24 protein-coding genes, 1 tRNA gene and 1 other RNA gene are annotated in these 21,807 nt (G+C 72.4%); 7 read left to right on the top strand and 19 right to left on the bottom strand.

What is annotated here, in order from left to right; all coding sequences use genetic code 11:
* Positions 1–368 precede the first annotated feature (368 nt).
* The 8 genes from EKG83_RS05160 to EKG83_RS05125 all read right to left on the bottom strand — a co-directional run bounded on the left by EKG83_RS05160 (position 369) and on the right by EKG83_RS05125 (position 4,265).
* A complete protein-coding gene (locus EKG83_RS05160) occupies positions 369–710 on the bottom strand; it encodes a hypothetical protein (RefSeq protein WP_033430064.1) in 342 nt (113 codons plus the stop codon).
* Positions 697–1,230, bottom strand: a complete 534-nt coding sequence (locus tag EKG83_RS05155) for a hypothetical protein (RefSeq protein ID WP_153277885.1) — start codon at positions 1,228–1,230, stop codon at positions 697–699. Before EKG83_RS05155 ends, EKG83_RS05160 begins: the two co-directional genes overlap by 14 nt.
* The gene (locus tag EKG83_RS05150) at positions 1,199–2,020 is read right to left on the bottom strand and encodes a DNA-3-methyladenine glycosylase family protein (protein ID WP_228122504.1); all 822 of its coding nucleotides are present in this window, start codon (positions 2,018–2,020) and stop codon (positions 1,199–1,201) included. The genes EKG83_RS05155 and EKG83_RS05150 overlap by 32 nt, the downstream gene beginning before the upstream one ends.
* Before the next feature lie 136 nt (positions 2,021–2,156).
* Positions 2,157–2,480 (bottom strand): hypothetical protein, encoded by a 324-nt coding sequence (locus EKG83_RS05145; protein ID WP_033430066.1) that lies wholly within the window; start codon positions 2,478–2,480, stop codon positions 2,157–2,159.
* 16 nt (positions 2,481–2,496) lie between these two features.
* Positions 2,497–2,907: a YbaB/EbfC family nucleoid-associated protein gene (locus tag EKG83_RS05140; RefSeq protein ID WP_228122503.1), complete on the bottom strand. Its 411-nt coding sequence runs from the start codon at positions 2,905–2,907 to the stop codon at positions 2,497–2,499.
* Between the two features lie 8 nt (positions 2,908–2,915).
* On the bottom strand, positions 2,916–3,569 hold the full coding sequence (locus EKG83_RS05135) for a WXG100 family type VII secretion target (RefSeq protein WP_051765360.1): 654 nt from the start codon (positions 3,567–3,569) through the stop codon (positions 2,916–2,918).
* Between the two features lie 75 nt (positions 3,570–3,644).
* Complete coding sequence (locus tag EKG83_RS05130; protein ID WP_084716278.1) at positions 3,645–3,911, bottom strand: hypothetical protein; 267 nt, start codon at positions 3,909–3,911, stop codon at positions 3,645–3,647.
* Positions 3,912–4,192: 281 nt separating this feature from the next.
* Positions 4,193–4,265, bottom strand: a tRNA-Ala gene (locus tag EKG83_RS05125).
* 124 nt (positions 4,266–4,389) lie between these two features.
* Here EKG83_RS05125 and EKG83_RS05120 point away from each other — a divergent pair.
* Positions 4,390–5,682 (top strand): phenylacetate--CoA ligase family protein, encoded by a 1,293-nt coding sequence (locus EKG83_RS05120; protein ID WP_033430067.1) that lies wholly within the window; start codon positions 4,390–4,392, stop codon positions 5,680–5,682.
* Here the strand turns inward: EKG83_RS05120 and EKG83_RS05115 are convergent.
* The 4 genes from EKG83_RS05115 to EKG83_RS05100 all read right to left on the bottom strand — a co-directional run bounded on the left by EKG83_RS05115 (position 5,675) and on the right by EKG83_RS05100 (position 9,775).
* On the bottom strand, positions 5,675–6,427 hold the full coding sequence (locus tag EKG83_RS05115; RefSeq protein WP_033430068.1) for a DsbA family protein: 753 nt from the start codon (positions 6,425–6,427) through the stop codon (positions 5,675–5,677). The genes EKG83_RS05120 and EKG83_RS05115 overlap by 8 nt on opposite strands.
* Positions 6,428–6,493: 66 nt before the next feature.
* Positions 6,494–7,801 (bottom strand): MFS transporter, encoded by a 1,308-nt coding sequence (locus EKG83_RS05110; protein ID WP_063741303.1) that lies wholly within the window; start codon positions 7,799–7,801, stop codon positions 6,494–6,496.
* 62 nt (positions 7,802–7,863) lie between these two features.
* Positions 7,864–8,682 (bottom strand): GNAT family N-acetyltransferase, encoded by an 819-nt coding sequence (locus EKG83_RS05105; protein ID WP_033430069.1) that lies wholly within the window; start codon positions 8,680–8,682, stop codon positions 7,864–7,866.
* The gene (locus tag EKG83_RS05100) at positions 8,675–9,775 is read right to left on the bottom strand and encodes a glycosyltransferase (protein WP_051765362.1); all 1,101 of its coding nucleotides are present in this window, start codon (positions 9,773–9,775) and stop codon (positions 8,675–8,677) included. The genes EKG83_RS05105 and EKG83_RS05100 overlap by 8 nt, the downstream gene beginning before the upstream one ends.
* A gap of 41 nt (positions 9,776–9,816) precedes the next feature.
* Between EKG83_RS05100 and hrpB the strand changes: the two genes are divergently transcribed.
* From hrpB to EKG83_RS05080, 4 genes are read left to right on the top strand one after another with little or no spacing between them, the layout of a single operon-like run.
* Positions 9,817–12,183: an ATP-dependent helicase HrpB gene (gene hrpB / locus EKG83_RS05095; RefSeq protein WP_033430070.1), complete on the top strand. Its 2,367-nt coding sequence runs from the start codon at positions 9,817–9,819 to the stop codon at positions 12,181–12,183.
* A 54-nt stretch (positions 12,184–12,237) separates the two neighbouring features.
* Complete coding sequence (locus tag EKG83_RS05090; RefSeq protein ID WP_033430071.1) at positions 12,238–12,660, top strand: hypothetical protein; 423 nt, start codon at positions 12,238–12,240, stop codon at positions 12,658–12,660.
* Positions 12,657–13,304, top strand: a complete 648-nt coding sequence (locus tag EKG83_RS05085) for an alpha/beta fold hydrolase (protein WP_153277884.1) — start codon at positions 12,657–12,659, stop codon at positions 13,302–13,304. The genes EKG83_RS05090 and EKG83_RS05085 overlap by 4 nt, the downstream gene beginning before the upstream one ends.
* Complete coding sequence (locus EKG83_RS05080; RefSeq protein WP_033430073.1) at positions 13,282–14,856, top strand: GMC oxidoreductase; 1,575 nt, start codon at positions 13,282–13,284, stop codon at positions 14,854–14,856. The genes EKG83_RS05085 and EKG83_RS05080 overlap by 23 nt, the downstream gene beginning before the upstream one ends.
* Before the next feature lie 30 nt (positions 14,857–14,886).
* On the opposite strand, the gene EKG83_RS05075 is transcribed toward EKG83_RS05080, so the two are convergent.
* The 4 genes from EKG83_RS05075 to ssrA all read right to left on the bottom strand — a co-directional run bounded on the left by EKG83_RS05075 (position 14,887) and on the right by ssrA (position 17,628).
* Positions 14,887–15,681, bottom strand: coding sequence for an SDR family NAD(P)-dependent oxidoreductase (locus tag EKG83_RS05075; protein WP_033430074.1), 795 nt, complete (start codon positions 15,679–15,681; stop codon positions 14,887–14,889).
* Between the two features lie 97 nt (positions 15,682–15,778).
* Positions 15,779–16,708, bottom strand: a complete 930-nt coding sequence (locus tag EKG83_RS05070) for a serine/threonine dehydratase (protein WP_228122502.1) — start codon at positions 16,706–16,708, stop codon at positions 15,779–15,781.
* Positions 16,695–16,997: an ArsR/SmtB family transcription factor gene (locus EKG83_RS05065; protein ID WP_033430075.1), complete on the bottom strand. Its 303-nt coding sequence runs from the start codon at positions 16,995–16,997 to the stop codon at positions 16,695–16,697. Before EKG83_RS05065 ends, EKG83_RS05070 begins: the two co-directional genes overlap by 14 nt.
* Before the next feature lie 258 nt (positions 16,998–17,255).
* Positions 17,256–17,628: a transfer-messenger RNA gene (gene ssrA / locus EKG83_RS05060) on the bottom strand.
* Between the two features lie 160 nt (positions 17,629–17,788).
* Here ssrA and EKG83_RS05055 point away from each other — a divergent pair.
* On the top strand, positions 17,789–19,039 hold the full coding sequence (locus EKG83_RS05055; RefSeq protein WP_033430076.1) for a sensor histidine kinase: 1,251 nt from the start codon (positions 17,789–17,791) through the stop codon (positions 19,037–19,039).
* Positions 19,027–19,674 (top strand): response regulator transcription factor, encoded by a 648-nt coding sequence (locus EKG83_RS05050; RefSeq protein WP_033430077.1) that lies wholly within the window; start codon positions 19,027–19,029, stop codon positions 19,672–19,674. Before EKG83_RS05055 ends, EKG83_RS05050 begins: the two co-directional genes overlap by 13 nt.
* Here EKG83_RS05050 and smpB read toward each other — a convergent pair.
* The 3 genes from smpB to ftsE are packed head-to-tail and all read right to left on the bottom strand — an operon-like array spanning position 19,668 to position 21,804.
* Positions 19,668–20,144, bottom strand: a complete 477-nt coding sequence (gene smpB / locus EKG83_RS05045; RefSeq protein WP_033430078.1) for an SsrA-binding protein SmpB — start codon at positions 20,142–20,144, stop codon at positions 19,668–19,670. The two genes, EKG83_RS05050 and smpB, sit on opposite strands and share 7 nt — an antisense overlap.
* A 30-nt stretch (positions 20,145–20,174) precedes the next feature.
* Positions 20,175–21,077, bottom strand: a complete 903-nt coding sequence (gene ftsX / locus EKG83_RS05040) for a permease-like cell division protein FtsX (RefSeq protein ID WP_033430079.1) — start codon at positions 21,075–21,077, stop codon at positions 20,175–20,177.
* A 37-nt stretch (positions 21,078–21,114) separates the two neighbouring features.
* Positions 21,115–21,804 carry a cell division ATP-binding protein FtsE gene (ftsE, locus tag EKG83_RS05035; RefSeq protein WP_033430080.1) on the bottom strand — a complete coding sequence of 230 codons (690 nt, stop codon included), beginning with the start codon at positions 21,802–21,804 and terminating at the stop codon, positions 21,115–21,117.
* Between the last annotated feature and the right edge of the window lie 3 nt (positions 21,805–21,807).

Genomic DNA, 21,807 nt, shown 5'->3' with positions numbered 1-21,807 from the left:
TCGGGTGCCTGGTCGACGAACGCGACCTCCACTCCCTGTCAGGCGGCGCGGGAGCACCCGGGGATCAGACCGCGCTTCTGCACGGCGGCGCATTCTACCGTCCCGGTCATCGTCGTCCGGATGGAACAGCGGTGTCGGGCGGCGCGGGGACGGCTCGCCACGACAGGTCGGCAACCACCTGCGCACCCTTGGCTGCCCCGACAGGCAGAAACTCGGGTTCCCAGCGGTGTGACGCTCCACATCGACAGGGACGTCCCCACCCCGAGTTCTTCGAGGTCTACGTGCCCAAGCCGGCCTCGGGTGGACCGGCGGTCACGGGGTCTCAAAAGAGGTGACGCGTCGGCTCCGGGTGCCGTGGTGCGTGCTGGTCAGAGCGATCCGGCTTGGGACGTTCGGCTCGCCACCCGCACGGCGGGGGCGGAGGTGAACCGGACGTCGGTACCCTCCCCCGTCACCGTGACCGACACCCGCTCCCCCACCGACACCTGCTCCACTCTGGTGGGCAACTGATAACTCCAGCCGCGCACCTCCACGTCGTCGACCGCGGCGAACGTGAGGTGGAACCGGACCCAGTCGTGCTCGGGCGGCGCCTCCCACGTCCGACGGGCGGCTTCGTCCAGCGGTCCTTCGAAGGACGCGGTGACCGCCTGGTCGCGTTCGTCCCAGTGCAGGGCGTAGAGCTCGAACGCCGACAGCTCAGAAGTGCTCATGGTAGGTGTCGATCTCCGGTCCGGGGACTGCCGTGTACAGCCGCTGGTCCAGCCTGCTCGTGAACTCGTGCGGCCCGTCGTCCACCGCGTTCGGGGGCGAGTTGTGGGCGCTGATCTTGCCGAAGCGGAACTGCTCGGCGCACGTCAGCGTCAGGCGCAGCGACTCTCCGATCACCGACACGGCCAGCCTCGCCCTCGGCCGTTCCTCCAACTCGATCGACACGGTGGCCGGGAGCACCGCGCCGCCGGAGAGCCGGACGTCGTCGACCGCCAGGAATCCCACGTGCGCCTGCACGCAGCGGTAGCCGGGCACGTCCGAGGCAACCGGCAGGTCGACGCGCAGCGTGCAGCCCGGGCCGCGGCGCTCGAACCGGATCGACCGCAGCACCAGTCCGGTGAGGTCCGGTCCCTGCGGGTAGAACCGGGTGAGCAGCTTCTGGTCATAGGGCAGGAGTCGGTCTGCGATGGTGATCCGTGCTGCGGGCAGGTCAGATGGCGACGGCTCCCGAGGTGTTGGCATGACGTACTCCCCATGCGAGTGTGAGCAGCGTCCAAGCTGACAGGTCCTTGCCCGCCAACCGTGTCCAGAGGCCAGCGAACTCCGGTTCGGTTTCGGGCCAGGTTCGCCCGGTCGGGAGGCGGGCCGCCCAGGTACGCACCGCCAGATCGGCGTACGGGTACAGCGAGTAGTCGTTGGTGAGATCGGCGACGGTCGCACCCGCAGTCCACGGGCCGATGCGGGGCACGCCCTGCACCTCGTCCCGCAGGACGGCCGGGTCGAGTTCGGCCCACTTCGCGCCGAACTCCAGCACCGCCTCGGCGGCGGCTTTCAGCGGACGGCGCTTGAAGGCCATCCCCAAGGCGGTGAACTCGTCGTCCGGGAGTTCGAGGACGGCTTCCGGTGTCGGGAACAGCCACGCCGGCCCGTGGGGCGTGAGGACTTCCTCGCCGTGCGCCTCGCAGAACGCCCGGTAGAGCTTGCGCGCCTGACCTGCTCGGATCACCTGTCGGATGATTGACGTCGCCAGGGCGTCCCACGGGTCCGGGTTGCGCCAGCGTCCCACCGTGCCGGCCGCGCGCAGCACGTCCATCACCTCATCGGTGCCGGTCAGCCCATCCGGGTCGACGACGTCGAGCACGGGAGCGCCCTCTTCGCCGCGCACCGGGTGTACCTCTGTCCGGTTGCCCCCGGTCTCTGCGGGTGTGCAGGTCAGCACCCAGGTGGAGCTTCCGGAACGGACGGCGCGATAGGCGGTATCGCCTGCCGATAGCCATGAGGGATGGTCGGTCATCACCGAGGACACGATCACAGCGAACTCCCTGGGGCGGATTGACAGCCACTCATGATGCCGAGATCACTCTGTCGTCCCGCGGGAGATCGGCCAGCGTGCCTGCTTCTCGCACCATGCATGCGGAACACGTGGTGGATGTCGGCCGTTCCTGCTGTCAACGTCGTTTGGCGGCACGGACACGCTTCGCGGTGATGACTACCGTGACGAGGCTGAGTGCCATGCCGACCACGGCGAACACCACTCCGGCGACAGCCGGCGCGATCGGCAACTCCACGGTCACCTCGCCGCTTCGACAGACAACGGCCGGTGTTGCGTCGAGACGCAGCTCGGCCACCGCCTCAACCGACGCCAGTTGCCCCGCCGCATCGCGGCCGCACCACTGGTAGGTCGACGCGATCTGCGCGAAGCCGAGTGCCGCGACCGCCAGGAGGATCGCGAAGACCAGGGCGCACGACACGGCGAGGCCGCGGTCGTTCATGAGTGGTCGTGTCATGTCAGCGCAGGTGACTCCGGTTCTCGAACCACTCGTCGTCGTCAGGGCGAGGTGCGGTGCGGCGCCGGTCAACCGGCGGTGTCTCGGGAGCAGCGGTGACGTGCTGCTTCAACGCCGGCGCGTCGTCGAGTTCGCGCGCCAGGTCGGCCATGCTGAAGTCGAGCACCTCGGCTGCCCGCTTGGCCGCCTCGTGCGCCGCCATGACCTCCTCGGCCAACCAGGGCTCGCCGCCTTCGTAGAGGGTGTTCGGTGCGATGTGCACGCGGACGAGCTTGCCCATCATGTCCACCCACACCGTGACCGCACCGCTGGGTGACACTCCCTTGTACTGGCTGAACAGCGCTTTCTCCGGGTCGCGCCTGATCTTGGCGAAACGTTCCTGCGCCTGCGCGACCATCTCCTGCGGGTCCACGTCCCCTCCTAGGGCTGGAGCTTGCCCAGCGACTCCATAGCCTTGGCGGCGTCCGCGGACGCCTCGGCGCACTTGGCGATCTGCTCGTCGGCCTTGGACTTCTGCGAGTGCCACCACGCGGCCAAGCCCACCAGGACGCCGAGGATGCCCAGGATCAGTCCCACGACAGCGCCGACCCCGGTCAGACCGACGACGATGCCCGCGATGACACCGATGACGCCGAGCGCGAACCCGATGGCGCTCCAGATGTTGTTCCACATGTCCGACGCCTTGAACTCGAAGCCGTCGGCGATGTCGACCAGTGCCTGACCGACGTCGTGGGCGGGCTTGCGCATCTCACCCAGCGCCTTCTTCATCTGGTTAATGCGCTCGGTGTAGGCGTTGCGCGCCTCGCCGGTCCAGGCCGCAGCCTGGTTGGCCGCCGTCTCCAGGCCCTTGACGCAGCTGTCGATCGCCTTGCCCAACTGGTCCGCGCCGTCGGACTGCCCGGTGCCCCACACGTCCCGTCCGATCCGGCGGAACGACTCCGGGTCGATGTCCCGGATGACCCTCAAGGTGGCCTCGATGGACGGGAGACCGGGAGCGTGCCGGGTCGCGAACCCGTCGATCTCCCCCGCGTCCGACAGCAGTGAGTCCGTGATCACGGTCTGCAGAAAGCCCACGTGCTCCTCCCCTGATCATTCCGGGTAGACCCGACGCAGCCCCTCACCGATGAGCTTCTCGGCTCCCACGTACTCCTACTGGGTCCGGTGGACGCCGTCGATCGCCGTCTCGATCGTGGTGTGGACCTGGTCGACGAACTTCGTCAACGCCCGGATCACCCCGTCGACGGTCTCCTCGATGTTCTCGTGCGGGCTCACGGACTGCACCGTCATGCTGCCTTCGAGGCTGGCCTTGGCGTGGAAGTCCTGTAACCCCAGCGCCTCGCCAGCCGCTCTGAGACTGGCCTTCAGCTGCTCGAACTCGCCCGCATCGAGCGCATAGCCCCGACCGGGAGTCCCCATCTTCGTCACCCCCTGCGACCGGCTCGTGCCGCAATGTAGCAGCAGCCGTCGCCGTCACCGCGGAAAACGCACAAAGGACCGCCGAAAACCACCGTGTGGATCCACCCAGCCGGGTTACTGAGACTTGGAGCACACGGCTGACAACATTTCGTGCGGAGCGCACCCCTGCTCCAGATTTGCTCCAGATCGGCAGGGCCAGTCCACAATGGACCTAAAAGCAAGATCGCCCGCCACCTGCATTACCGCAGGTCAGCGGGCGATTCTCATACCATGTTCACTTGTGGAGCTGAGGGGACTCGAACCCCTGACCCTCACACTGCCAGTGTGATGCGCTACCAGCTGCGCCACAGCCCCGTGCTTCCCACGTTCCCGCCGGTTCTGGCCCGTCGTTCTCGTGTGGCAATACAGTACAACACCACCCCGCCCACGACGAAATCGGGGGTACCCATTCCACATCCGGCCTGCTAGACCGGGGTGCATGGGTCCCGTACCGCTGGTCGAGCCGGACGCCGAGGGCATGCGGCCGGAGGCTCGCCGCGCGCTCCAGGAGCGCCGGTTGCGCCGACTGCTGGCCCGCCTGCTCGACGCCGACGGCGTGCAGGCGGCGCGGCTGCGTGACGCCGGGGTCCACGCCCCTGAAGACGTGGGCCTGGACGATCTGCCTGCCCTGCCGTTCGTGACCAAACAGGACCTGTGGGACCACTACCCGTTCGGGTTCCGGGTCGACGAACGCATCGTGTGCGTCCACGGGTCGTCCGGTACGGGTGGTCGGCCGACCTTGGTGCCCTACAGCGCCGGGGACGTCGACATCTGGGCCGGGGTGATGGCTCGGGCGTTGAACGGGGCCGGGGCGACCTCCAGGAGCCTGATCCACAACGCTTACGGCTACGGCCTGTTCACCGGCGGTCTCGGGGTGCACCACGGGGGGATGCGGTTGGGGGCCACCGTCCTCCCCCTCTCCGGCGGCATGACGGAGCGCCAGGTGCGGCTCGTCGCGGACCTGCGGCCCGACGTGCTGTGCTGCACGCCCTCCTACGCGATCCACCTCGGGGAGGCGTTGCGGGATGCCGGGGTCGAGCACGGCTTCCGGGTGGGGTTGTTCGGTGCCGAGCCGTGGACTGGGGGGATGCGGCGGCAGATCGAGGAGCTGTTGGGCATCAGGGCGTTGGACGTCTACGGGTTGTCCGAGGTCATCGGGCCTGGTGTGGCGTGCGAGTCGTTGGATTCCGGGGGCATGCTCAACGTCGCCGAGGACCACTTCTACGTGGAGGCGGTCGATGAGCGGGGACGGCCGGTGGCGGATGGGACGCCTGGTGAGCTGGTCTTCACCACGCTGACCAAGACCGGGATGCCGTTGTTGCGCTACCGCACCGGTGACGTGGCGTCGTTGGCGCCGCCCCTGCCCGGCAGTCCCCGGACCCTGCGACGGATGGGCAAGTTGCTGGGGCGGCGGGACGACATGCTCGTGGTGCGGGGTGTCAACGTGTTCCCCACCGAGGTGGAGGCCGTGGTCCTCTCCGACGTCCGGGTGGGGCCGCACTACCTGGTCGTCGACGACCGCAGGCGTCCCGGGCGGCCGGAGTTGCACGTCGTGGTGGAGAGCGACCGGGACGTGGCCGCGGACCTGGTCACGGCGTTGCGGGCGCGGTTGGGCCTGACGTGCCGCGTGGTCGTCGTTCCTCGCGGGACGGTGCCGCGCGCGGAGACCGGCAAGGCCCGGCGGCTGGTGCGGTGGGACTCGGGCGAGCCGCCGGTGGCCGGGCTCACCTGACCAGGTCGCTCAACCAGTTCTCGTTCTGGAAGTCGAGGACCTGGCCGTCCTTCATGACGGTGGGGGTGCCCTTGAACTGCTCGTTCGCCTTGATCTCGTCCAGGCCGGCCTGGGCCTCGGCCTCGTGCGCCCCGCTGTCCACGCACTGCTTGAACGCGTCCCCGGCGCCGAGGGCCGTGCCGAGGTCCGCCAGCTGCTGCTTGGTGTACCCGGGCCCGCCCTCCTCGGGCTGCTTGGCGTACAGCGTCTCGTGGAACTCCCAGAACTTGCCCGCGTCGGCCGCGCACAGGCCGGCGTTGGCGGCGTCGCGCGAGTAGCCCTCGGGCTTGGAGTACCGGACCAGGAACGGCAGCACGTGGTAGCGGACCCGGAGGTTGCCCGCCTCGATCTCGTCCTTCATCTGCGCGCCGTACGCCTTCTTGAAGGCGCCGCAGGCCGGGCAGAGGAAGTCCTCGTACAGGTCGACGGTGGCCTTGGCGCCCTCCTCGCCGACCACGACGACCGCGCCCTCGCGGGTGATCGGCGCGGACACGCCGGTGACGCCGTCGAGCGGGGTGAGGGCGTCGCCCGAGGTGTCCTTGTCGCGCGCGGTCCAGAGGACGCCGCCGATGACGACCAGCGCGAGCGCCGCCACGACGACCAGGCCGATGACGACCTTGTTGCGGTCGTTCGACGTGCCGCGCGCGGCCGCCACGGCCCGTGCCGCCTGCTTCTTCTTCCGAGCGTTGCGCTCCGCCCCACCCACGTCGCCAGTCCTCCCGATCAGCTGCGCCCGCAGGTTACCGAGAGATGCTGAGCGGAAGCTGAGTGCTCACGCCTCCGGCTGACGCGGGCGCCCGGCCAGGCGCTCGCCGGTGGGCACCTCGGGGCCCTCGTCCAGCGTGCCGGACTCCCCGGCCACGGCCGTCGCGACGTGCGTCTCCGCCTTGCGCGGCAGGGTTTCCGGCGCGGCGAACCAGAACAGCAGCGCCAGCGCGGCCATTGCACCCGTCAGTGTGAACGCGGCCTCGTAGGAGACGGCGTCGACGAGCACGCCGGCCACCAGCGGGCCGACGATCGCGCCGAGGTCGGCGGCCATCTGGAACGCGGCGAGCACCGGCCCGCCCTTGGCCTTCTCGCCGATGACGTCGGCCACCACGGCGTTCTGCGGCGGGTTGAGCAGCCCGGCGCCCGCGCCCGCGACCAGCGAGGCGACCATGAACACCGGCACGTTCGCGCTCAGGCCCAGCCAGACCGTGCCGATGGCGGAGATGACGAGCCCGGCGATGGCCACGGGCTTGCGCCCGATGCTGTCGGACAGCTTGCCGGACACCATCAGCACGGCGGCGTTGCCGGCGGCGAACACCGACAGCGAGACGCCGGCCAGGCCGGGCGTGCTGCGCAGCGCCTCGATCACGAACAGCGGCACCAGCGACATCCGCACGCCGAACACGGCCCAGCCGTTGGCGAAGCTCGACGCCAGCGCGGCCCGGTAGGCGGGCGTGCGGGTGGCCGCGCGCACGGTCAGCGCCTCCTGGTCGGCGCCGTTGTCCAGCGCGGTGAGCGTGGAGCGGCGCAGGAACCACCAGACCACGACCGCGGCGATGACCAGGGCGACGGCGTAGGCGATGAACGGCATCTGGATGGAGATCTCCACCAGCGCCGCGCCGATGATCGGCCCGCCGATGTTGCCCAGCAGGAACCCGGTGGCCCACAGCCCGGAGGCCCGGCCGCGCATCGGCGCGGGCGTGATCCGGATCAGCAGGCCGACCGCGGCGACGGTGAACATGGTGGAGCCGACGCCGGCGAGCGAGCGGAACACGATCAGCTGCCAGTAGGAGGCGGCGAACCCGCACGCGCCCGTGGCGACGGCCACGATGAGGATGCCGACGATGTAGACCCAGGTCTCGCCGAACCGGTTGACCAGGCGGCCGCTCAGCGGCGCGAACAGCAGCCTGACCAGGGCGAACGCGCTGACCACGGCGGAGACGGCGAACGTGCCGACGTCGAAGCTCTTGGCGTAGGCGGGCAGCACCGGGGCGACGATGCCGAACCCGACGGCGATGATGAAGCTCGCCACCACCAGCACCCACACCTCGGCGGGCAGCCGGGGTTTCACCTCGTCACCGACCGCGCGCACGGCACACCCCCATCAGGTCAACGTTAGCCCTGCTAAGGATATGCCGTACGACAACTAATTACTCAATCGAGGAGCTCGTCCACCCTCCGCGCGTACGCGGTCACCGGGTAGCAGACCTCGAACCCGCACGCCTCGGCGAACCTCTCCCCCGCGCCGCCCTCCGCCACGTGCGAGGCCACCAGCACCGCGCCCGCGTCGCGCAGGGCCGCCACCACGCCCCCGACCAGCGCGCCGCCCAGCCCGCGCCGCCGCCGCGCCGGCCGCACCACCACGTGCTCCACCAGGCCGACGCCGCGCTCGCCGAACCCGGAGGCGAACCCGCCGAGCCGGTCGCCGTCGTCGGTCACCACGAACGCGCACCGCGGGTCGTCCAGCCGCTGCCCGAGGTGGCGCAGCAGCCGCGGCCCGTCCACGTCCACGCCCAGGTCGTCGACCAGCAGCGCGGCGATGTCGAGCAGGTCCACGTCCCGCGCCGGCCGCACCGACGGCGACCTGGTCACCGCGCCCCGGTGCACCACGGCCAGCGACTCCTCCACCGCGTGCCAGCCGGTGTCGTCGGCGATGCCCTCGATCTCGGCCACCGTGGTCGGCGACGCGTACAGCACGGCCTCGGCCCGCCCCACGTCGGCGAAGGTCCGCTCCAGCCGCATCAGCGTGCCCGCGACCTCGGCCGACGACCCGTACACCGCGCACGCGTGGTTGCCGCCGGGCAGCGGGTCGTCCCGGTTGACCACCACCTGGGCCACGCCCACCCGGCCGACCTTGCCGTACCGGACCGCGCCGGACGCGAGCCGCGCGGCCTCCACCAGCCCGGCCAGCTCCCGGGCCCGGTACGGGTCCAGCAGCTCCGGGTCGTCGGGGTCCCGCAGCGGGTCAACCACGGACTTCCCGCCCCTTCCACCGCGTGGTGCCGCGCAGCGCGTGCCACGCGGCCTCCAGGGCCAGCGCCCCGAACGTCATGGGCGCCAGCGGTCCGAGCACGGCGGCGGCCCGCGGCTGCCCGGTGCGGCGCAGGAACAGCCACAGGGCCAGCGACTGGGCCGCGCACGCCACCAGCCCCGGCCTGGACCCGCGCAGCGCGGCCACCAGCGGCACCGCGCCGTACGCGAAGTGCGCGACACCGGTGCCCACCAGCCCCAGGAACGCGGTGGTCGGGCCGTTCGAGTACAGGTCGGTGCCCGCGACCACGCTCTTGCGCATCGACACCCACGTGTCGGCGAACGTGTCCAGCCCGGAGGTGGTCAGCGAGTCGGACCCGTCCACGTACCGGGTGCGGCCGCCGGCGTCGCGGACCAGCGTGGCGAAGCCCACGTCGTCCGCGCGGGACCCGGCGATCGCGGCCCAGCCGCCCGCCCGCTCGCAGACCTCCCGGCGGACCAGGACGCAGTGGCCGACGGCCAGGGCCATGCCGCGCCGCCCGTCGACCGAGGTCGTCTCGAACAGCAGCTGGTTGGTCGGCGGCAGCAGCAGCCACCAGCCGGGACCGGGCCGGGTGGCGCGACCGGAGGTGGACACCAGGTCCGCGCCGTGCCGCCGGGCGCCCGCGACCAGCCTGCCGACCAGGTCCGGCGCGGCCTCCGTGTCGGCGTCGAAGTACAGCAGCCAGGGCGTGTCCGCGCCGGCGGTGCCCACGTGCAGCGCGTGCACCTTGCCCGCCCACCCGGACGGCGGCCCGGCGCTTTGGACCAGCCGGACGCGCGGGTCCTCCTCCGCGTGCCGCCGCACGACCTCGGCGGTGCGGTCGGCGGAGGCGTCGTCCACGACCACGATCCGCAGGTCCGGGTAGTCCTGCTCGCGCAGCCCGGACAGGCAGCGGTCGATGACCCGCTCCTCGTCGCGCGCGGGCACCACGACGGTGACGGCGCCGTCGTGCAGGCCCTCGCGGGGCAGGCGCTCGACCTCGCGCCACACCCTGGCCGTCACGGCCGCGCGGCCCACGGCGAGCGCCGCGCCCAGGACTCCCCACTTCCCCATGGGTCCACAATGGCACAACCGTTGGGGCAATACTGGCCCGCGTGGAGCCGACCGACCTGCCCGACCTGCCGATCCGGCCGCTGCTCGGCGACATCGCCGGCACCCTCGCCGCCCGCGGCTCGCTGGTGCTGGTCGCCCCGCCCGGCACGGGCAAGACCACCCTGGTGCCGCTCGCGCTGCCGGGGCGCGTGGTGGTCGCCGAACCCCGTCGGCTGGCCGCCCGCGCCGCGGCCGCCCGGATGGCGGGCCTGCTCGGCGAACCGGTCGGGCGGACCGTCGGCTACTCGGTGCGCGGCGACCGGAAGACCTCGAAGGACACGCGCGTCGAGGTGGTCACCTCGGGCCTGCTGGTGCGGCGGTTGCAGCACGACCCGGAGCTGGCGGGCGTCGACACCGTCCTGCTCGACGAGTGCCACGAGCGGCACCTCGACGCCGACCTGCTGCTGGCGCTGCTGCTCGACGCGCGGGCCGGGCTGCGGCCGGACCTGAAGCTGCTCGCCACCTCCGCCACCCTCGCCGCCGAGCGGCTCGCGCGGCTGCTGGGCGACGCGCCCGTGCTGCGGGTCGAGGCGCGGGCGCACCCGGTGGAGGTGGTGCACGCGCCGCCGGCGCGCGGTGAGCGCGTCGAGGCCGCCGTCGCCCGCGCCACCCGGCAGGCCCTGTCCGAAGTGGACGGCGACGTGCTGGCGTTCCTGCCGGGCGTGGCGGAGATCAGGCGGTGCGCGGCGCTGCTCGGCGACGTGGACGTGCTCCCGCTGCACGGCCGGCTGCCCGCGTCCGCGCAGGACGAGGCGCTGCGCCCGGGCCCGCGCCGCCGCGTGGTGCTGGCCACCGCCGTCGCCGAGTCGAGCCTGACCGTGCCCGGCGTGCGTGCGGTGGTGGACTCGGGCCTGGCGCGGGTGCCGCGGGTGGACCACCGGCGCGGGCTGGCGGGCCTGGCCACGGTCCGGGTCAGCGCGGCGGTGGCCGACCAGCGCGCGGGCCGGGCGGGGCGCGAGGCGCCGGGCCGGGTCTACCGCTGCTGGCCCGCGCACGAGCACGGCACCCTGCCCCGCTACCCCGAGCCCGAGATCCGCACCGCCGACCTGACCCGGTTGGCGTTGGAGCTGGCGTGCTGGGGCGTGCCGGACGGGACGGGCCTGGGCTGGTGGGACGCGCCGCCGCCGGGCGCGCTGGACGCGGGCCGGTCGGTGCTGCGGGCGCTGGGCGCGCTGGACGGGCGGGGCGCCACCGAGCGGGGACGGCGGATGGCGGACCTGGGGCTGCACCCGCGCCTGGCCCGGGCGCTGCTGGACGGCGCCGCGGCCGTGGGCGCGCACACGGCCGCGCAGGTGGTCGCCCTGCTCGACGACGACCGCGCGAACGAGGGGGTCGAGCTGTCGGTGCGCCACGCCGACCCGCGCGAGGTGCGCAGGCTGGCCGCGCTGGTCGGCGGGCGGAACCCCGGCGGTGAACGGGGCACCCGCGGCCGGCGGGGCACCGGCGGCGACCCGGCCCTGGTCGTGGCCCTGGCGCACCCCGAGCGGCTGGCCCGCAGGCGCTCCCCCGGCTCCCCGGTCTACCTGATGGCGGGCGGCACGGCGGTGGAGCTGCCGCCGGGCAGCGGCCTGGCCGACGCCGAGTGGCTGGCGGTGGCGGTGGCCGACCGGGAGCCGGGTCGCGCGCACGGGCGGGTCCGGCTGGCCGCCCGCGCCGACGAGGAGCTGGCCCTGACCGCCGCGCCCGCGCTGGTGGTCGAGGAGGACGACGTGCGCTGGGACGGCGACGTGGTCGCCAACCGGGTGCGCCGGCTGGGCGCGATCCCCCTGTCGAGCAAGCCGCTGCGCGACCCGGAGGCCCTGCGCCGGGCCCTGCGCGAGGGCCTGCGCGCCGAGGGCGTCGGCCTGCTGCGGTGGGACGCGGACGGCCTGCGCACCCGCGAGCGGATGGCGTTCCTGCACCGCGTGCTGGGCGACCCGTGGCCCGCCGTCGACGACGGGGCGCTGCTGGAGGTGGTCGACCTCGGCGACGCGCGCCGCAGGGCCGACCTCCAGCGGATCAGCGGCGAGCAGGTGGTGCGGCGGCTGCTGCCGTGGCCCGCGGCGGCGCGCTTCGACGAGCTGGCGCCCGACCGGCTGGAGGTGCCGTCCGGCTCCCGCGTCCGGGTCGACTACTCGGGACCCGAACCGGTGCTGCCGGTGAAGGTGCAGGAGGTGTTCGGCTGGACCGAGACCCCGCGCCTGGCCGGCGGCCGGGTGCCGGTGGTGCTGCACCTGCTGTCCCCCGCCGGGCGGCCGACGGCCGTGACCGGTGACCTCGCCTCGTTCTGGCGGACCGGGTACCCGCAGGTCAGGGCCGAGCTGCGGGGTCGCTACCCCAAGCACCGGTGGCCGGAGGACCCGATGACGGCACCGCCCGCCCGCCGCTAGCCCCTTGACGCGAGCCGTCAAGTACTTGACGATAGCCGTCAAGGAGGTGGGGCCGTGCTCGCGGAGCAGATCGCCACGATCATCAGGACCCGGCTGCTGGACCCGCTGGAGATCCTCTTCGACGACGTCGGGGACCTGTCGGCGCGCACCGATGCGGTGGCCGGCCGGCTGGCCGCGACCATCGAGGGCGACGACGACCAGGCCGCCCGGTACGCCATCGCGCGGCTCATCGGCGCGCTCTACCCCGGCGACGCGCCGTTCGACCCGCCCGCCGACTGGTGGCGCACCCCGCTCGGGCGCGTCGTCGCCCGGCGGATGGGCCACCCGGCGGCGCACGCGGTGTCGTACTCCGTCGCCGGCGCGATGCTCGGCGTCACCAAGCAGGGCGTCCACGACCTGGTGCGGCGCGGCAAGTTGGTCCGGGACCCGGAGGGCGGCGTGACCGTCGCCTCCGTCATGGGGAGGTTGAACGCGTGAGGGTGTTGGCACTGCACGGCGCGGGCGGGTCGCCCGCGGACTGGGACCCCGTCGTCACGGCGCTGGCGGGCAGGTACGAGGTCGTGCCGCTGGAGCTGGGCGAGCCGTGGGACTGGGAGGCGGTGCTCGACCGGATCGAGCCGCACGCGACCGACAACCCGGCCGTGCTGGGCATGTCGATGGGCGGCATGGTCGCGGCGATGTGGGGGCGGCGGCACCCCGAGTGCCCGGCGGTGATCGACATCGACGGGCACGGCGTGCCCACGCAGCCCCGGCGGTACCTCGACCCGGTGCCGTTGAAGGAGATCGACGAGCTGCGCGAGGTGTTCCGCGGCTTCGGACAACCGGAGCTTCAGGACGCCCTGGAGGCACTGGACTGCTTCGAGGTCTTCCGCGAGGTCCGCTGCCCGATGCTGCTCGCCGTGGCGACCCGGCCCATGGCTGGTCAGGTGCTGTTCGAGCCCTACCGGCAGGGCCTGGCGCGGGACCTGGAGACGCTGCCGGACAACATCGAGGTGGTCCACCTGGACGCCACGCACGCCGTCGCGCTGGAGGACCCGGCCCTGATCGCCTCGCTCGTCGAGAGGTACCTCGACGACCGCCGGCTTAGCCTGCCGGAACATGAGGAATCTTTCCCGTCGTAGTTTCTTCGGTGTCACCGCACTGACCACCGCCGCCCTGACGGCGGGCCGGGCAGCCGCCGCCGACGACGGCCACGTCCCCGCGATCGTCGTCGGCAGCGGCTACGGCGCGGCCGTCTCGGCGCTGCGGCTCGGCGAGGCGGGCGTCCGCACCCTCGTGCTGGAGATGGGCCAGGCGTGGACGACGCCCGGCCCGGACGGCCGGGTGCACTGCGACATGCTCAACCCGGACCGGCGCTCGATGTGGTTCAAGGACCGCACCGAGGCACCGGTCAACGGGGTCCTGTTCCTCGACCTCGCCAACCGGCCGATCCCGCGCTACGCGGGCGTGCTGGACCGGGTGAACTTCCCCGACATGGGCGTCTACGTCGGCCGGGGCGTCGGCGGCGGCTCCCTGGTCAACGGCGGCATGGCCGTGGTGCCCGACCGGGCGTACTTCGAGCAGGTCCTCCCGAACGTCGACGCCGCCGAGATGTACGAGCGGTACTTCCCGCTGGCCCAGCGGATGCTGCGGGTGAACTCGATCCCCGCCCCGTACTTCGAGGGCAGCGACTACTACCAGTACGCCCGGCTGTCGCGCACGCTGGCCGGGCGCGCGGGGTACGGCACGAGGTTCCTGCCCAACGTGTACTCGTTCGACTACATGGCCCGGGAGGAGCGCGGCGAGGTCCCGAAGTCGGCGCTGGGCACCGAGGTCCTCTACGGCAACAACCACGGCAAGTTCTCCCTGGACAAGGGCTACCTGGCGCAGGCGGTGGCCACCGGCAACGTCACCATCGCGCCGCTGCACCGCGTGACCCGCGTCCAGGCCACCGCGAGCGGGTACGCGCTGACCGTCCGGCAGATCACCGCCGAGGGCGCGCCAGTCGCCGAGAAGCACCTGACGTGCGACCACCTGTTCCTGGGCGCGGGCAGCCTGGGGTCGACCGAGCTGCTGCTGCGCGCCCGCGAGACCGGCGACCTGCCGGACCTCAGCGACGAGGTCGGCGAGGGCTGGGGCCCGAACGGCAACGTCATGGCCGCCCGCAACAACCACCTGCTGGAGCCCACCGGCTTCAAGCAGTCGGCGATCCCGGTGCTGGCGATCGAGGACCCGGCGCGCGACGTGATCGCCGAGATCGCGCCGGTGCCCGCGGGCATCGAGACCTACGTGAGCCTGTACCTGGCCATCACCAAGAACCCGAACCGGGGCCGCTTCACCTACGACGCGGCCACCGACCGGGCCGTGCTGCACTGGACCGCCGCGCAGGCCGAGCCGGCCGTGGCCGCCGCCCGGGGGCTGTTCGACGACATCAACGACGCCAACAACACGACCTACCGGTACGACGTGTTCGCCAACCGGCAGCCGTTCGCCGCCGACTTCTGCTACCACCCGCTGGGCGGCGCCGTGCTCGGCCGGGCCACCGACGACCACGGCCGGGTTCGCGGCTACCGGCGCCTGTACGTGACCGACGGCGCGCTGGTGCCCGGCTCGCTGGGCGTGAACCCGTTCGTCACCATCACGGCGCTGGCCGAGCGCAACATCGCCCGCGTCCTCGCCGAGGACCTGGCCTAGTCCGCGCCGGGGGCGGGGTCGCACGGCACTTCACAGCACCGAGCGCACCACCCCGCCCTCGGCGCGCACGGCCGCGCCGTTGGTGATCGCGGCCAGCGGGCTGGCCAGGTAGAGCACCAGGTTGGCGACCTCGTCGGGGGTGGCGAACCGCTGGATCAGCGAGGTCGGCCGGTTCTCGGCGAAGAACCGGGCCTCCAGCTCGTCGCGGGTCAGCCCGGTCTGCGCGGACGCGCCGTCCAGCATCCCGGCGACGCCCTCGGTGACGGTCGGCCCGGGCAGCACCGCGTTGACCGTGACCCGGGTGCCCTTGGTCAGCTCGGCCAGGCCGCGGGCCAGCGCCAGGGTCGCGGTCTTGGTCACCGAGTAGTGCAGCATCTCCACGGCCATGTCGACGGCGGCGTCGCTGCTGACGAACAGGATCCGCCCCGAGTTCCGGGCCAGCATCCGGTCGAGGTGGTGCCGCGACAGCCGCACCCCGCTCAGGACGTTGGTCCGGAAGTACCGCTCCCACTCCTCGTCGGAGATCTCCGCGAACGGCCGCAGCTCGAACGAGGACACGTTGTTGACCAGCACGTCCACCTCGGGCGCCGCTTCGATCACCGCCGCGGCGCCCTCGGCCGTGCCGACGTCCGCGACGACCCCGGTCACCTCCGCGCCCGGCACCGCCGCCAGCAGCCGCTCCCGGGCCTGCCCGAGCCGTTCGGCGTCGCGCCCGTTCACCACGACCTTCGCGCCCTCGCGGGCGAACCCCTCGGCGATCGCGTACCCGATCCCCGCCGACGAGCCCGTCACCAACGCGGTCCTGCCCCGCAACTGGAGGTCCACCGCACCCCTTCCCCGCAAGTCCGACTCCGACGGACGGGACCCTAGATCGGTCACCGGGAGGGCGGCCGGGAAGCGCGCGGGCGGCTTCGGTGCCCCGTCAGCCGGGCGTCGTGTTCGCCCCGCTGACCACCACCGCGACCCGTTCACCCGGAGCGGGCGCGTACGCCCCGGTGGCCAGCGCCGCCACCCCCACCGCCGCGGCGGGCTCCACCACCAGGCGGGTGTGCTCCCAGAGCACGCGCTGCGCGGCCCGGATGGCGTCGTCGTCGACGAGCACCACGTCGTCGACGTGGGCGCGGGTGATCGGGAAGACCAGGTCGCCGACGCGCCGCGGTGCCAGCGCGTCCGCCGCGATGCCGCCGGCGGGCGCGTCCACCGGCGCGCCGTGCGCCCTGGCCGCGGTGAGCGTCGGCGCCTCCGCGGGCTCGACCCCGACGACCCGCACCGCGCCGGCGAGGGCCGCCGCGATCCCGCCGACCAGCCCGCCCCCGCCGACCGGCACCAGCACGGTGTCCACGTCCGGGACCTGCTCGACCAGCTCCAGCCCGACCCCGCCCTGGCCCAGCAGCGTCTCGCGCTGGTCGAACGCGTGCACGGGCAGCGCGCCGGCCCCCGCGGCCCACTCCCGCGACGCGGCCAGGGCGTCGGCGTAGCGGTCACCGCCGACGACCAGCCGCGCGCCCAGGGCGCGGATCCGCTCCACCTTGGCCGGTGACGAGATGGTGGGCACGTAGACGTGGGCGGGCACGCCCAGCTCGCGCGCGGCGAACGCCACCGCCACCCCGTGGTTGCCGCCGGACGCCGCCACCACGCCGACCTCGGGCACGTCGCGGAGCAGCAGGTTCGCGAAGGCACCCCGCACCTTGAACGACCCGGCGCGCTGCAGGTGCTCCAGCTTGAGGACCAGTCGCGCGCCGGGCAGGCCCAGGTCGCCCTCCACCACCGGCGTGCGCCGCACGTGGGGCCTGACCACCTCGTGGGCGCGCCGGACCTCCGCCGGGGTGATCACGTGCTCACCAACCACCACCCAGCACCTCCTTCACCTCGGCGATGCGGTCCTCGTCCCGGCGGTAGAAGACCCACTGCCTGATCTTCGTGGCGCGGACGAGCCCGGCCCGGGCGAGCACCTTGAGGTGCTCCCCGCAGGTCGGCTGGCTGACGCCGAGCTTCTCGGCGATGAACAGGGAGCAGACGCCGTCGTGGACCAGGTCGCCGTCGCGCTGGGGCGGGAAGTGGGCCGCCGGGTCGCGCAACCACTCCAGCACCAGCAACCGCTTCTCGTTGGCCAGCGCCTTGAGCACGTCCGCGTCGAGCACGAAGTCACTATGCCAATTAGCTAACTCCCTGTCCACCCCCCGGCGTGTCATGCCCCCAGCCCCCGCGTGTCATGCGCTCAGCCCCGGCGTGTCATGCGCTCAGCCCCGGCGTGTCATGCGCTCAGCCCCGGCGTGTCCTCCACTCAGGCACCGCGTGTCCTCCGCTCGGACACCGCGAACCGCGCGACCGGACCGGGCAGGCATGCGAAAAGGGGCGGGGCGGTACGCGTTCTCCGCGTACCGCCCCGCCCCGTCCTCGAGTGGAGGTGCCGGGAATCGAACCCGGGTCCTCTGCCGTCTCACCAAGGCTTCTCCGTGCGCAGTCCGCTACGTCTCTACTCGACCCCGGTGATCACGCGGACAAGTCACCGTGACGGGCCCAGCCACTGTGGGTGTCCCAACCGCTCCCCGTGGCCGAGAGCGGCGGTGAGCCTCCTAGCTGATGCCGGCGACCGGAGCGGAGGCACCTCCGGGCCGACAGCGTCGCTCCTAGCCTCAGGCGGCGAGGGCGAACGCGCGCTGGTCGTTAGACTCGGCGCTTATTGGTTTGCGATGACGCTTGCGGTGGTCTCTCGCCTGCACCGGCACGCTTCCCTTGAATCAACGTACAAAGTCGAAACCGTTCACCCCCTGGTAGTGGGTCCTGCCGCACACAGCATAACGCCCCGCCACCCGCCGTTCATTCCAATACCCGGTAGGGCTGTCCCCACCCCCGGTCGGCCGGTGGACCTGATGGTCCGCTGTCACACGAACCGGTGAGATGGTCCTGTACACCGAGAGAGCGGGGGAACATGGCAACGCGGAGCAACCTGGACGTGTTCCGGACCAGCGCGTACTTCGTGATCAGCCTGGTGACCGGCATCTTCTGGTTCAGCCTGCTGGTCGCGCTGGGCTCGGCGAGCCTGGGCACGCTGGTGATCTGGGTCGGCCTGCCGCTGGGCGTGCTGACCCTGCTCGCGGCGCGGACCGCGGCGTCCGTGGAACGCGGGCTGGTGCGGGTGGCGCTGGGCACGGACATCCCGAGCCCCTACCGGCCGCTGCCCGCCGGCGGCCTGGCCCGGCGGGCCAAGTCGATCGTGCAGGACCCGGCGACCTGGCGCGACCTGGCCTACTCGCTGCTGATGCTGCCGCTGGGCATCGTCGAGTTCACCCTGACCCTCGTGCTGTGGACGGTGCCCCTGTCCGCCGCGCTGCTGCCGTTCTACCAGCACTGGCTCCCGGCCACCTGGGAGGTGCTGCTGCCGGACGGCACGGTCTGGGCGATCGACTCGTTCGCCAAGGCCGTCCCGGTCGGCCTGGTCGGCGTCCTGCTCGGCGTGCTCGCCTACCGGCTGCTCCTGGCCATGGGCCGGGGTCACGCGCTGCTCGCCCGGGCGATGCTCGGCCCCTCCCGCAACGCCCTGCTCTCCGCCGAGGCCGAGCGGCTGTCGGCGAGCCGGGCGCGCGGCGTGGAGGCGGCCGAGGCCGAGCGCAGGCGCATCGAGCGCGACCTCCACGACGGGGCGCAGCAGCGGCTGGTGGCGGTGGCCATGGGCCTGGGCCGGGCGCGCGGCAAGCTGGAGACCGACCCGGACGGCGCCCGCGAGCTGATCGCCGAGGCGCACGCCGACGCCAAGCTCGCCATCTCCGAGCTGCGCGACCTGGCCCGCGGCATCTACCCGTCGGTGCTGGGCGACCGCGGCCTGGACGCCGCCCTGTCGTCGCTGGCCGCCAGGTCGCCCATCCCGGTGACGGTGAGCGTGGACGTCGAGCCGCGCCCGCCCACGGCGGTGGAGAGCACGGCCTACTTCATCGTGGCCGAGGCGCTGACCAACCTCGCCAAGCACTCCGGGGCGACCGCGGCCGGCGTGGAGGTCACCCGCACCGACCACTCCGTGGTGGTGGAGGTCGTGGACAACGGCCGCGGCGGCGCGGAGGCCCGCCCGGGGGGTGGGCTCGCGGGCCTGGCGGACCGGGCTGCGACCATCGACGGCGTGGTCGTCGTGCTGAGCCCCGTCGGGGGGCCGACCGTGATCAGGGCGGAGCTGCCGTGCGCGTGGTGATCGCCGAGGACTCGGTGCTGCTCAGGGTGGGTGTGCAGCGCCTGCTGGCGGACGAGGGCATCGACACCGTCGCGGCCGTGGAGGACGGGGAGGCGCTGCTCGACGCGGTCGAGCGGCACCGGCCCGACCTGGCGCTGGTGGACGTGCGGATGCCGCCGACGTTCACCGACGAGGGCCTGCGGGCGGCGATCGAGGCCCGCAGGCGGGTGCCGGACCTGCCGGTGCTGGTGCTCTCGCAGTACGTGGAGGAGCGGTACGCCGTCGAGCTGCTGGCCGGCGGCTCGCACGGCGTCGGCTACCTGCTCAAGGAGCGGGTGGCCGACGTGGCGGAGTTCGTGGCCGCGGTGCGCCGGGTGGCGGCCGGGGGCACCAGCATCGACCACGAGGTGATGATGCAGCTGATGGTGCGGTCCCGGCGCAACCCGGTCGACTCGCTCACCCAGCGCGAGCGCGAGGTGCTGGGGCTGATGGCCCAGGGCCTGTCCAACAGCGCCATCGCGGCGTCGCTGGTGGTCTCGGACGGCGCGGTGGAGAAGCACGTGGGCAACATCTTCGCCAAGCTGGGGCTGGAGCCGAGCACGTCCGAGCACCGGCGGGTGCGGGCCGTGCTCGCCTACCTCAACCTCGGTCAGTAGCGGCCCTTGAGCGCCCGGCCGTGGGCGCGCTGGATCTCCCGCTGCGCGTCCCGCTTGGCCAGGTCCTGGCGCTTGTCGTATGCCTTCTTGCCGCGCGCGAGCGCCAGCTCGACCTTGACGTACCCGTCCTTGAAGTACATCTGGAGCGGGATCAGGGACAGGCCGCTCTCCTTGGTCTTGCCGATCAGCCGCTCGATCTCCTTGCGGTGCAGCAGCAGCTTCCGCTTGCGGCGGACCTCGTGGTTGGTCCAGGTGCCCGCCACGTACTCGGGGATGTGCAGCGCGTGCAGCCAGATCTCGCCGTCGTCGACCTGGCCGAAGGCGTCCACGAGGGACGCCCGACCCATGCGCAGGCTCTTGACCTCGGTGCCCACGAGCACGATGCCCGCTTCGTAGGTGTCGAGGATGGTGTAGTCGTGCCGAGCCTTGCGGTTCGACGCGATCACCTTCTGACCGCGTTCCTTGACCATGACCGCAACCTTACGTGACCGCGCCAGTCGTTATAGCCGCACGTAGAGACGCAGCGTGACGTAGCCGGTGAGGGCGGAGATCAGGACCGCCACGCCCAGCAGGACGGGTGAGAGGACCAGGATCTCGACCATGCTCACCTCCGGGATGATGTTGGACGAGAACAGCTCGCCCAGCACCCGGTTGAGCAGGAAGACCTTGGTCACCACGAGCAGGCCGATCGCGGCGAAGGCGCCGATCACGCCCGCGACCACCGCCTCGATGAGGAACGGCAGCTGCGTGTACCAGCGGGTCGCGCCCACCAGCCGCATGATGCCGACCTCGGTGCGCCTGGTGAACGCCGAGACCTGGATGGTGTTCGAGATCAGCAGCAGGGCCGCCGCCGCCTGGAGCAGCGCCAGCGCCAGCGCCGCGTCGCGCACGCCGTTGAGGAAGCCGAACAGCCGGTCGAGGTCCTTGCTCTGGTCGTCGACGTTCTTCACGCCGGCCTTGCCGGTGAACGCCTGGACGATCACGTCGGACCGCTCGGGGTCGTCGAGCTTGACCCGGAACATGGCCGGGATGGCCTCCGGCCGGGCGAGCTTGACCAGCTCGGGCTGCGCCTCGAAGATCTTGCGGAACCGCTCGTAGCCCTTCTCGCGGTTCTCGTAGACGACGGTGTCGACCCCCGAGGTTGTCTCCAGCTCGGTGCGCAGGCCCTTGCACGGCTCCTGCGTGCAGTCCTTGTCGTTGGTGCTGATGTCGTTGGTCAGCATGACCGCGACTTCCAGCTGGCCGAGGTAGTCGTCCTGCATCTTGCCGACCATGTTGACGACCAGCAGGCCGACGCCGAACAGGAAGAGCGAGATCGCGGTCGTCAGCACCATGGCGATGGTCATCGTGACGTTCCGGCGGAGGCCGGTGACGACCTCGCTGAACACGAAGCTGGTACGCATCGGGGGAGCGTTCCTCAGGGTCGGGGGTAGAGGGGGTTCAGCGGCCCACGCCGTAAACGCCCCGCGCGTCGTCGCGGATGATCCGGCCGTGGTCGAGCTCGACCACGCGGCGGCGCATGGAGTCGACGATCGAGTGGTCGTGGGTGGCCATCAGCACCGTCGTGCCGGTGCGGTTGATCCGCTCCAGCAGCAGCATGATGTCCTGGCTCGTGTCGGGGTCCAGGTTGCCGGTGGGCTCGTCGGCGAGCAGGACCAGCGGCCGGTTGACGAACGCGCGGGCGATGGCGACCCGCTGCTGCTCGCCGCCGGACAGCTCGTGCGGCATCCGGTCGGCCTTGCCGTCGAGGCCCACCAGCTGCAGCACCTCGGGCACCACCTTGACGATGGTGTTGCGCGGCTTGCCGATGACCTCCAGCGCGAACGCGACGTTCTCCGCCACCGTCTTGTTCGTCAGCAGCCGGAAGTCCTGGAACACGCAGCCGATGGACTGGCGCAGGCGGGGGACCCGGCGCCGCGACATCTTGGCGACGTCGAAGTTGGACACGTACACGCGGCCCTTGGAGGGCACCTCTTCGCGCAGCAGCAGGCGCAGGAACGTGGACTTGCCGGACCCGGACGGGCCGATGAGGAACACGAACTCACCCTTGGCCATCTCGACCGAGACGTTGTCGAGCGCGGGGCGCGAGGAGGTCTTGTAGACCTTGGACACGTGTTCGAGGCGAATCACGAG

Source organism: Saccharothrix syringae (genome assembly GCF_009498035.1).
Classification (GTDB): Bacteria; Actinomycetota; Actinomycetes; order Mycobacteriales; family Pseudonocardiaceae; genus Actinosynnema; species Actinosynnema syringae.
Note: the sequence above shows the minus strand (reverse complement) of the source record. Positions and strands in the feature narration are given on the sequence as shown.